This window comes from Frigoribacterium sp. PvP032, assembly GCF_017833035.1.
GTDB lineage: Bacteria > Actinomycetota > Actinomycetes > Actinomycetales > Microbacteriaceae > Frigoribacterium.
In genome coordinates, this window is sequence record NZ_JAFIBM010000001.1 from 39,391 (window position 1) to 49,422 (window position 10,032).

Sequence of the window (10,032 nt, forward strand, 5' to 3'; positions counted from 1 at the left end):
ACCCAGCCCACGACGACGACCCGCCGTCTTGTCTCCTGCGTCAACGATGATCAGACTCCGATCTGGCGCAGGAAGTCGGTGAGGGAGTCGACGGGGCCGGCGAGCACCCCGTCGTCCCGGAGGTGCAGCTTCGCCTCGATGGGCGTGCCGGGGGTCACGAGCCCGTTGTAGGCGCCCTCGACCAGCTGGTCGCTCGAGACCTGCAGCGTCGTCTCGGCGTCGCCGTCCTTGGTCTCGACGTTCACCACGCCGACCTTGCCCGTGATGGTGGTCTGGTTCGGCAGCATGAGGTCGACCTCGGCGCCGGACTCGATCCGCTCGTAGTCACGAGGCGTCAGCACGAAGTCGGCGGCGACGAACAGGGTGTCCGCCTTGTCGATCGTGCCGAGTGAGCCGCCGGCCTGGACGAAGCTGCCCTCCTTGAGCACCACGTCGGCCACGGTGCCGTCGACGGCTGCCTTCAGGGTGAGTGTGCCGTCGGGGGCCACCGAGTAGGTCGCGGTGTCGTAGGTGACGAGACCGCGGGAGATGTCCTGCAGCAGCGAGAGGCTCTGCACCTCGAAGAGCGTGTCGCCCTCCTTCACCTCGTCGCCGTTCTCGACGTACGAACGGGTGATGGTGCCGCTGTAGTCGGTGCCGACCGAGTACTCCTGGGCGGCGATCTCGGCGCTCGTGCTGTTCACCTGCTGCTGGCGCTGCGTGAAGATCATCGTGAAGGCGGCGACGAGCACGAGCACGACGAGCATGCCGGCGGTCATCTTGAGTCGGTTGATCCAGGTCATGACGTGACCCTCTCCTGCTGGTCGGCGCTGGCGCCGAGGTCGTCGGCGCTCGCGCCGTGGTCGGGGGTCGCGTCGGCGGCGCGACGGCCGCGCGGCCGCCCGCCCTGACGCGTGGCGCTCGCACTGGCACTGGCACTGGCACTGGAGTCGGGGGCGTGCTCGGCGTGCGCCAGCAGTTCCCTCTCGTGGGCGTGGGCGAAGGCACGCGACGCGGCGAGCTCGGCCTGACGGACCTGGTCGCGGGCCGTCTGCTCGGGGTCGTCGGACGGCGTGCGGTCGGCGAGCCGGTACGCGGTCGCGAGGTCCGCCTCCTTCGCTGCGGCCTGCTCGGCCTCGTCGGCCTGCTGCAGGGCGAGGATCTCCTCGCCGGTGCGCGGTGCGGGCCGCGAGATCTGCGTGCGGGGCGACGCGGGCACCGAGCCGGGAGGCGCCGTGAGCACCACGGGGGCGTCGGTCACCTCGCCGCGCTGCTCCGCCTTCGCGAAGCGCTTGAGCGTGCGGCCCTCGCGCCAGGCGGCGACGAGGAAAGCGGACAGGATGAAGGTGTTGAGCAGGTTCCAGACGGTGGCCAGCGTCAGCACGCCGTTGTCGGCGTCGCGGACGAGCGCCACGCACGAGGTCAACGTGAGGAACAGCCAGAACAGCACCTGCGGGATGATGAAGTTGAACGGCGACGACACCTTGCCCTTGCGGCCGGTGACGCTCCACGCCTCGTCCTTGCCGCTGATGACGTTCCACAGCGCCTTGACGTAGATCGGGAACGACACGGTGGCGAGCATCAGCACCTCCCAGCGGAACGAGCCGAGCGTGTAGAACGCCAGCACGATCTGCATCAGGTAGAAGCCGGCGTAGAAGAGGAACCACTGCAGCACGGAGATGTGCAGGTTCATCGGGCGCAGGTCGAAGAAGATCTCCATCGGCGGCACCATGAGCAGCAGCAGGGGCGCGATGCCGGTGAGGTAGTTCGTCGCGGTGACGAAGTACTGCAGGCGCTGGTCCATCGTCAGGGTGCGACGGGGGCTCAGCGGGTTGTGGCGGAACAGGATCTCGAAGCCGCCCGTCGCCCAGCGGAGCTGCTGCTTGCTGTACGCCTCGATCGTCTCGGGGGCGTCGCCGACCGCGAGCGTCATCGGGATGTAGATCGACTTCCAGCCGGCCTCGTGCAGGTGCAGGCTCGTCCAGACGTCCTCCGACTTCGAGTCGGTGTCGATGCCGCCGATCTCGTCGATCGCGCTGCGGCGGAAGATCACGTTGGTGCCGACGCAGAAGGCCGCGTTGAAGCGGTTCCGGCCCGGCTGGATGAACCTGTAGAACACGGTCTGCATGTAGCCCGCGCCGCGGCTGACGAGGCTCGTCAGGTTGCCGTACGTCTGAGGGGTCTGCACGAAGGCGACCTTCTCGTCGACGAAGAACGGCACGGTCTCGAACAGGAAGTCCGTCCCGGGCACGAAGTCGGCGTCGAAGATGGCGAAGTAGTCGCCCTTGGCGATGGCCAGCGCGTGGTTCACGTTGCCGGCCTTCGCGCCGTTGCTGCTCAGGCGGCGGATGTAGCGGGCGCCGAGCTGAGCGGCGAGGTCCTTGACCTCGTCGCTCCGGCCGTCGTCGAGCACCCAGGTGCGGTGCTCGCCCTTCAGCGCCAGAGCGGCCTGGACGGTCGTCGCGATCTTGGCGAGCTCCTCGCCGTAGACCGTGATGAAGACGTCGGCGACGATCTTCTCGCCGGCGACGCGCATCGGCCAGAGGTGCGGCGTGCCGCGCAGGCCGAGGCGGTCGATCTCGTCCTCGTCGTACAGGGTGTCCTGCGTCGCGTGGAAGTCGAAGTCGCGGGGGTCCTGGCCGCCCGAGAGGATCGTCCACATGGCGAAGAGCGTCTGCACGACGAGGATCGCCTCGGCGACGATGATCATCGCGTAGGGCAGGATGTCGCCCCGGTTGCTCGGGTTCAGCAGGAACTGCGCGTACAGCAGGATGCCGAGCGTGGCGATGAGCACGAGCAGCACCATGACGGGGCTGTGCGCCCGGCCGCCCTCGGGGCGGGCCGCCACGGTGACGTGGTCGGCCCGCGGCCGAGGAGCAGGCACCGGCTCGCGACGCTGGCCGACGGACCCGGAGGGTGCTAGGTGCCTCAGGTCGACGGGCGTCGCGGTGTCGGGCCGCTCGTCGTGGACGAGCGCGGCAGTGGTGCCGGTGCGGGGTGTGGTTGCGGTGGTGCCGGCCGCGAGGCGGTCGGCGGAGGACGACGTGGTGGCCGACCCCGTTTCCGGGGACAGCGGAGCGCCGCGCATGGTTCGGGACATGCGAGTACTTCTCTCCTGGTTCGGGACTACGGAGATCCCGGACGGCAGAGAGCAGCGGGTGTCGCCTGCAGACGTCCGGGGAGGGCGTCGGCAGCTGTGGCGACGGGTGCGTGCAGTCGACGGCCTGGGTGTGAGCCGGCGACGGCGGTGATCGGAGGAGGGTGCCTCCGCGGCTCGTCCTCGCGGACGGGCCTGTCGGGTGCGCCCGGTGGGTGGCCGGGCGGCGGGTGGTGCTGCTTGCGGGTGTTTCTGGTGGTGCTGATGGTGCTGGTGGGGCCGTCGCCGTGTGGGCCTTTCGGGGGACCTCGCGGCGACTGCTCAGAACAGTACAGGCTGGTCTGGAACCGGGTTGTCACCCTTTCGGGGGGTCGTACCCCTCCTGTGCGGCACACCCCCGTCGGGACCCGCGCCGTTGCTGGCCTCATACCCGACGGTATCGCCCGTCGTGTCACCCGGGCGAGGGACAGACTCACCCGGGGTGCCCAGGCTCAGGCCCCGACGTCGCGGACCCAGCGCGCCAGGAACTCCGCCCCGGCCTCGTCGTGGATGAGTCCCGACGCGCTGGTGAGCACCGGGTACTCGGTGGCGGGCACGCCGTCCGCCGGGCGGACGTCGACGTGCGCGACGTCGTGGCCGTTCGCGTGCAGCCAGTCGGCCATGGCGTAGTCGCTGCGCGAGTCGCCCACGGTGCGCCAGGCGACGGGCAGCTCGCCGTCCTCGGCGAGCAGCTCGAGGGCGCGCTCGGCGCCGAGGTCCTTGCCGAGGCGCACCGACTCGATGTCGGTCGAGATGATCGTCGGGTCGACGCGCCACTGCACCTCGCCGTGGGCGTCGCGACGGTCGTCGTCGAGGCGCCGGACGCCGAATCCTCGCCGGACCAGCGCCTCCATCGCCTTCTCGTCGAACTCGCGCTGCCGGGCCAGGTAGGTCGCCGACTCGACGGTCGTGAGCTGCTCGATCGAGACCATCGCGCGCTTGGTGTGGTCGAAGAAGACCAGGTCGGCGAACTCGTGCGTGACGAGCTCGTCCATCTCGGCGGCGAAGTCGGCGGGCATCGCCAGGTCGGAGTCGACCTGCACCTCGCTCATCCCGCCGGGGCCGTGCTCGGGGCCGATCGAGAACCAGGAGGCGCCCTTCTCGCAGATGCCGTGCACCCGGGCGCCGGCGGGCAGGCCCGCCGCGATCATGGGGCCGACGACCTCGTCGCGGATGAACGCGTCAGACCGCCCCGTGTTGAAGACGACCGGGATGCCCGCCGCCGCGAGCGCGACCAGGTCACGCGTGATCTGCGGCAGGGCGATGCTGCGGCTGACCGGGCTGGCGATCGGCCCGTCGACGTCGAGGAGCAGGCCGAGGGGCGGGGGCGTCCGGGGCGTCGAGGGGGCGGTGGTCGAGGAGGCGGTGGTCACCGGCCCATCCTCGCAGTCGCTGCGCTCGCGCGCGCTCCCGGGCGCCTCGACCGCACGGAGGAGCCGCCCGCCCGCCCCGGGTGGGAGGATGGGGGGTCCAGACCCCGAAGGAGATCCCCGTGCCGCAGCTGCCCGCACCCGTGATCGCGGCACTCGAGGCCTTCGCTGCGCCCGACGCACGCGACGCCGTCCAGAGCCTGACCGCCGACGGCGACGACGCCCCCCGCGAGCGCCTCGCCGCCCTGCTCGACTCGGTCGAGTGGGTCGACATGGGCGTCGTCCACCCGATGGCGCCCGAGCTGCGCGACCCGGAGGGCGTGCGCCGGCTGCTGACCGCGATGGGCGCGGAGGGGCGCTGCGCCGTGCTCTCGGGCAGCGGCTCAGAAGACGACCGCGACCTCGGCGGCGCGCTCGACCAGGTGCTGCAGCAGCAGTCCGGAGGTGCGCTCGTGGTCTGTCGGCCGGGGCCGCTCGCCTTCCTGGTGACCGCCTCCGGCGAGCGCTGGCTGCTCAGCGACCGTGAGCTGCCGCAGCTCACCGGCCCGCTGCCCGTCATCCGCGACTAGGCGCGGTCAGGCAGGCGTCGGCAGACTGGGGCGATGACCACCGACGCACCTCGCCCCACCGCCCTCGTCACCGGGGCCACCCGCGGCATCGGCCTCGCGATCGCCCGTGACCTGTCGCGCACCCACCACGTCGTCGTGCACGGCCGAGACGAGGAGGCGCTGGTCGCCCTCGCCGGCTCCCTCCCGTCGGCCTCGCCCTGGGTCGCCGACCTCGCGGGGCCGTCCTTCGAGGCGCCGTCGCTCGACCGTCTCGACGTCGTCGTGCACGCCGCGGGAGTGATCGGCGGCGACGCCGTCGAGGGCACGAGCCGCGACGACTGGCGCCGCGTCTTCGAGGTCAACGTCTTCGCCGTCGCCGAGCTGACCCGTCAGCTGCTGCCTGCCCTGCGTGCAGCGCAGGGCACCGTCGTGGCGATCAACAGCGGCTCGGGGTTCACGGCGGGCCCCGGGGGCGGCACCTACGCGGCGAGCAAGTTCGCGCTGCGCGCCCTCACCGACTCTCTGCGCGAGGAGGAGCGACCGCACGGCGTACGCGTCAGCTCGGTCCACCCGGGCCGCGTCGACACCGACATGCAGCACGAACTGGTCGAGAGCGAGGGCGGCGTCTACGACACCGCGCTGTACCTCGAGCCGCAGTCGGTGGCCGACGCGGTGCGCCTCGTCGTCGACCTGCCCCACGGCGCCACGGCCGAGGTCGTCTCGGTGCGGCCGACGCGACGCGCCTGACCGCCGAGCGCCGCATCGGCCCGCGGTCTAGCGTCGGTCGCATGACGACCGCGACGCGACAGACGGCCACCGACCCCGCCACGGAGGCGACCATCGGCGACGAGGGCGGGCCGAGCTCCGAGCCGGCGACGCTCCTGATCCTGGGCGCGTCCGGCGACCTGGCCGCCCGCCTCCTGATGCCCGGCCTCGGGGGGCTGCTCGCCCACGAGCCCGTGCGACGCGTGCAGCTGATCGGCGCAGGCGTCGAGGAGTACACGGACGAGCAGTGGCACCAGCGTGTCGAGGACTCGTTCGCCAGCGTCGAGGCGACCGGGCCCGCGGTCGACGCCCTCCTCAGCTCGACCCGCTACATCACCGCGGACGTGACCTCGGTCGACGCCCTGACCACGCTGCTCGACGCGTGCGAGGCGCCCCCGGCGATCTACTTCGCCCTGCCGCCCGCGATCACCGAGAAGGCCTGCGAGGCCCTGAAGCAGGTGCAGCTGCCCGAGGGCACCGCACTCGCGCTCGAGAAGCCGTTCGGCACCGACGTGGCGTCGGCCGAGCACCTCAACCGGCTCGTCCTGCAGCTCGTCCCCGAGGAGCGGGTGCACCGCGTCGACCACTTCCTCGGCCGCGCGACCGTGCTCAACCTGCTCGGCCTGCGCTTCGCGAACCGCCTGATCGAGCCGATGCTCAACAACCAGCACGTCGAGAGCATCGACATCGTCTACGACGAGACGCTCGGCCTCGAGGGCCGGGCCCGCTACTACGACCACGCCGGCGCCCTGGTCGACATGATCCAGAGCCACCTGCTGCAGGTGATGGCCGTCCTCACGATGAACGCCCCGTCGACGCTCAAGGCCGTCGACCTGCGCGACGAGAAGCAGCTCGTGCTGCGCGCCACGCGCCTCCTCGACGGCGATCCCGTCGCCAACAGCCGTCGCGCCCGCTACACGGCCGGCACGATCGAGGGCCGCGACCTGCCCGCCTACACCGCCGAGGAGGGGGTGGACGCGTCGATCGAGACCGAGACGCTCGCCGAGATGGTCGTCGAGGTGCAGAACTGGCGCTGGGCCGGCGTGCCGATCCGGCTGCGCTCGGGCAAGGCCCTGGCCTCGAGGAGGCGCGAGATCGTCATCACCTTCCGCCCGCCGACGCACGTGCCGCGCGAGTTCGTCGGCGGTGGCACCCCTGACCGCCTCCGCATCGCGATCGCCCCCGACGAGATGTCGCTCGAGCTCAACGTCAACGGCCCCGGCGACTCGTACGACCTGTCGCGGGCGACCCTGCACGCCGAGTTCGGCCTCGGCGACCTGACGGCCTACGGCGAGGTGCTCGCGGGGATCCTCGACGGCGACCCGACCCTGTCGGTGCGCGGCGACTCGGCGGTCGAGGGGTGGCGCATCGTCGCCCCCGTGCTCGAGGCGTGGCGGGCGGGCGACGTGCCGATCGACGAGTACCCGGCAGGCACGGCGGGGCCGTCGTCGTGGCCCGCGGTCGAGGACGACTGAGCGGGCTGCTCAGCCGAGGCTGACGAACTGCGTCACGTCGTCGCGCGGCAGCTCGTCGGCCACGGCCCTGACCTGCATCGAGGCGACCGTGACGGCCGCGCCGTGGCTGGTGAGGAACGCGGTGTCGCTCGCGTCACGGCCCGTCGCGATGCGCAGCAGGGTGCTGCGGGGGGCGAGCGTGGTGGCGTCGACGACGTGCCACTCGTCGTCGACGAAGGCCTCGGCGACGGCGTGGAAGTCCATCGGCGAGAGGCCGGGCGCGTAGACCGACACCAGCCGGGCGGGCACGTCGAGGGCGCGCAGCAGCGCGATCACGAGGTGCGCGTAGTCGCGGCACACGCCCTGCCGGTCGAGCAGCGTCTGCACGGCGCCGTCGGTGGGGGCGCTCGCCCCGGGGACGTAGGCGAGGTGCGAGCCCACCCACGAGCTGACGGCGGCGAGCAGGTCGCGGCCCGTCAGCCCGCCGAACTCCGCCCGCGCCGTCGGGGCGAGGGTGTCCGACTCGCAGTAGCGGCTCGGGCGACGGGACCGCACGAGGTCGAGCTCGTCGACAGGAGGCGCGGCGAGCCTCCCGTCCACGACCACTCGGTAGTCGACGAGCACCCTCCCCGCCCCCACGTCGCAGAGGTGCAGGCGGGTGCCGTGCTGGTCGACGAGCTCGCGGACGGCGACGGGAGCTCCGTCCTGGGTGACGACCAGCGCCTCCTCGGCTCGCTGCTCGTACAGGGCCGAGGCGGCCACGGACAGGACGAACTCGGCCGGGCCGGCGACGTCGAACTCGAGGCGGGCGGAGGCGGTGCGCTTCATGCCCCCGAGCCTGGCAGGTGCGCGGGTCGGCGCCGAGTCGGGCGTGGGTCGCGCGTGTGAACTCGCCGGCGTCGAGTGGTCAGCAGATGCTCTGCGCAGGCCTCTCGACGACGCCAGGTGACCACTCGAGGGTCATAACCTCCGAGCACAGGAGGCGCGGCCCGACACGGCAGGATGAGGGCATGCCCTCGTATCGCGTCCTGCTCGCCGTCGGCTCGCTGCGCCCCGGGGCGCGGCCCGACTCGCTGCTGCCGACGGCCGCCGCATCCGCCGCCGAGCACACCACCGTCGAGGCGAACGACATCATGATGGTGCGGGGCGAGCCTCAGCTCGTGGTGCGCTTCACCGGGGCCGACGACCCGTTCGCGCTCGGTGTCGGCGCCGCGGTCGAGTCGACGATCGCCCAGCTGGCCGACGTGCGGAGCGCCCGCGTCACCCGCCGTGATGGCGGCGCCTGGACCCTCGTCGGCGCGGTCTGACCCCGACTGCGCTAGAGATGACCCTGGGGCGCAGCCGAGTGGCCAACAACTGTTCACGCCCGAGCGGTCAGGAGCCGTTCCTGACCACTCGGCCGACGCACCGCGTGCGTAGGCTCGGCAGATGACGACGAGCGCGACCACGGGCCGGGCAGGCAGGGCGACCAGGGCCGCACGCGCTGTGACGACGGTGGCCGCGACCGCGCTCATGATCGGGGCACTGGCGGGCTGCGGCGAGCGCGACGACCCCGTGGTCACTCCGACCCCGTCGCCGGTGAGCCCGACCGCGACGCCCGAACCCGCCACCCCCGAGCCCTCGGTGGAGGTGCCGGTCACGACCGACAAGCCCACCGACCGCCAGACGATCCCGCCCCAGAACTAGCGCCCCTCGTCGGCCCCGGCCAGCTGGCCGACTGGCCGACCAGCTGGCTGAACCGACAGAGAAGGTCCTCCCCGAGTTCGGGAAGGACCTTCTCTGACGGTTCAGCGCGCCCGTCACCCCCGTGACGGACCGCGGACGAGACCGGTGGCCGGGCTCAGTACCAGTTGACCGACTGGCTGTGGCCCCACGCGCTGCACGGGGTGCCGTAGGCGCGCTTGATGTAGTCGAGGCCCCAGGAGACCTGCGTGGTGGCGTTCGTCGCCCAGTCGGAGCCGGCGGTCGCCATCTTGCTGCCGGGCAGCGCCTGCGGGATGCCGGTCGCGCCGCTCGGGTTGTAGGCCTCGTAGTTCCAGCCCGACTCCTTCTGCCACAGGTTCACGAGGCAGCCGTACTGGTCGCTTCCCCAGCCGTACTTCGACGAGGCGAGCTGCTGGGCGGCGGCCTTGGCGGCGGCCGGCGTGTTCGCGGCGGCCTGGGCGGCAGCGGCTGCGGCGGCGGCGGCCTCGGCCGCAGCCTGGGCCTCGGCGGCGGCCTGCGCCTCGGCGGCGGCCTGGGCGGCAGCTGCGGCGGCCGCGGCCTGACGGTCGGCCTCGGAAGCGGCGGCCTGGACCGTCTGTGCCGTCGACGCCGTCTCGGCCACGCGGGTGGCGAGCGTGTCGGAGTCGAGGTTCTCGTAGTCGGCGAGCGACGCGACAGAGGTCTCGAGCGCGCTGGCGTCGACCTTGTCCTTCGTCGAGGTCACGACCTGCGAGGCGATGTCGATCGTGGACTTCGCTTGGGCCTCGGCGAGCGAGTCGGCGATCGCCTCCTCGTTCTGCTTCACGCTCTGCGCGTGGGCGGCGGCGACGGCCTCGGCCGACGGGGCGCGGTTGACGAAGGCGAAACCGGTGCCCGCGACGATCGCGACGGCGGCGACCGCGGTCACGCCGACGAGGCGGCGGCGGGTCGCGCGGCGACGGCTTGCGGCGATGGCCCGGCGCGTCAGGGGCGCGGGGGTGATGCCGGTGGAGTCGTCGGTGGTGCTGGTGGTGCTGGTGCTGGTGCCCTCGGGGGCGGGGGTGTTCTCGGAGGTCATGTCGTCCCATTGCTCGGCC

The 10,032-nt window shown here is 72.4% G+C and carries 10 protein-coding genes; 5 read left to right on the top strand and 5 right to left on the bottom strand.

Translation table 11 applies throughout. From position 1 onward, the window contains the following. Nucleotides 1-50 precede the first annotated feature (50 nt). From JOE35_RS00180 to JOE35_RS00190, 3 genes are all read right to left on the bottom strand, one after another. On the bottom strand, nt 51-782 hold the full coding sequence (locus tag JOE35_RS00180; RefSeq protein ID WP_209559306.1) for an HlyD family efflux transporter periplasmic adaptor subunit: 732 nt from the start codon (nt 780-782) through the stop codon (nt 51-53). Beyond that, nucleotides 779-3,079 (bottom strand): glycosyltransferase family 2 protein, encoded by a 2,301-nt coding sequence (locus tag JOE35_RS00185; RefSeq protein ID WP_245186008.1) that lies wholly within the window; start codon nt 3,077-3,079, stop codon nt 779-781. The genes JOE35_RS00180 and JOE35_RS00185 overlap by 4 nt, the downstream gene beginning before the upstream one ends. Nucleotides 3,080-3,567: 488 nt before the next feature. Beyond that, entirely contained in the window at nt 3,568-4,488 is a 921-nt protein-coding gene (locus JOE35_RS00190; RefSeq protein WP_209559307.1) for a hypothetical protein, read from the bottom strand. A gap of 119 nt (nt 4,489-4,607) precedes the next feature. On the opposite strand from JOE35_RS00190, the gene JOE35_RS00195 reads away from it, so the two are divergent. The 3 genes from JOE35_RS00195 to JOE35_RS00205 are packed head-to-tail and all read left to right on the top strand — an operon-like array spanning nt 4,608 to nt 7,273. Beyond that, the gene (locus JOE35_RS00195; RefSeq protein ID WP_209559308.1) at nt 4,608-5,054 is read left to right on the top strand and encodes a hypothetical protein; all 447 of its coding nucleotides are present in this window, start codon (nt 4,608-4,610) and stop codon (nt 5,052-5,054) included. A 33-nt stretch (nt 5,055-5,087) separates the two neighbouring features. Beyond that, complete coding sequence (locus tag JOE35_RS00200) at nt 5,088-5,780, top strand: SDR family oxidoreductase (protein ID WP_209559309.1); 693 nt, start codon at nt 5,088-5,090, stop codon at nt 5,778-5,780. Between the two features lie 41 nt (nt 5,781-5,821). After that, nucleotides 5,822-7,273, top strand: a complete 1,452-nt coding sequence (locus JOE35_RS00205) for a glucose-6-phosphate dehydrogenase (RefSeq protein WP_209559310.1) — start codon at nt 5,822-5,824, stop codon at nt 7,271-7,273. A 9-nt stretch (nt 7,274-7,282) separates the two neighbouring features. Here the strand turns inward: JOE35_RS00205 and JOE35_RS00210 are convergent, their stop codons facing one another. Beyond that, nucleotides 7,283-8,080, bottom strand: a complete 798-nt coding sequence (locus JOE35_RS00210; protein WP_209559311.1) for a transglutaminase family protein — start codon at nt 8,078-8,080, stop codon at nt 7,283-7,285. 182 nt (nt 8,081-8,262) lie between these two features. On the opposite strand from JOE35_RS00210, the gene JOE35_RS00215 reads away from it, so the two are divergent. Together JOE35_RS00215 and JOE35_RS00220 are read left to right on the top strand one after the other, a co-directional pair. After that, nucleotides 8,263-8,559, top strand: coding sequence for a hypothetical protein (locus tag JOE35_RS00215; protein ID WP_209559312.1), 297 nt, complete (start codon nt 8,263-8,265; stop codon nt 8,557-8,559). 121 nt (nt 8,560-8,680) lie between these two features. Further along, nucleotides 8,681-8,938, top strand: a complete 258-nt coding sequence (locus JOE35_RS00220; protein WP_209559313.1) for a hypothetical protein — start codon at nt 8,681-8,683, stop codon at nt 8,936-8,938. Between the two features lie 154 nt (nt 8,939-9,092). On the opposite strand, the gene JOE35_RS00225 is transcribed toward JOE35_RS00220, so the two are convergent. Next, nucleotides 9,093-10,013, bottom strand: a complete 921-nt coding sequence (locus JOE35_RS00225; RefSeq protein ID WP_280869260.1) for a phospholipase — start codon at nt 10,011-10,013, stop codon at nt 9,093-9,095. Nucleotides 10,014-10,032: the final 19 nt, after the last annotated feature.

Coding starts and splice junctions, on each gene's coding strand:
- JOE35_RS00180 (WP_209559306.1), bottom strand. CDS start 782: ATGACCTGGATCAACCGACTCAAGATGACCGCCGGCATGCTCGTCGTG.
- JOE35_RS00185 (WP_245186008.1), bottom strand. CDS start 3,079: ATGTCCCGAACCATGCGCGGCGCTCCGCTGTCCCCGGAAACGGGGTCG.
- JOE35_RS00200 (WP_209559309.1), top strand. CDS start 5,088: ATGACCACCGACGCACCTCGCCCCACCGCCCTCGTCACCGGGGCCACC.
- JOE35_RS00205 (WP_209559310.1), top strand. CDS start 5,822: ATGACGACCGCGACGCGACAGACGGCCACCGACCCCGCCACGGAGGCG.
- JOE35_RS00210 (WP_209559311.1), bottom strand. CDS start 8,080: ATGAAGCGCACCGCCTCCGCCCGCCTCGAGTTCGACGTCGCCGGCCCG.
- JOE35_RS00215 (WP_209559312.1), top strand. CDS start 8,263: ATGCCCTCGTATCGCGTCCTGCTCGCCGTCGGCTCGCTGCGCCCCGGG.
- JOE35_RS00220 (WP_209559313.1), top strand. CDS start 8,681: ATGACGACGAGCGCGACCACGGGCCGGGCAGGCAGGGCGACCAGGGCC.
- JOE35_RS00225 (WP_280869260.1), bottom strand. CDS start 10,013: ATGACCTCCGAGAACACCCCCGCCCCCGAGGGCACCAGCACCAGCACC.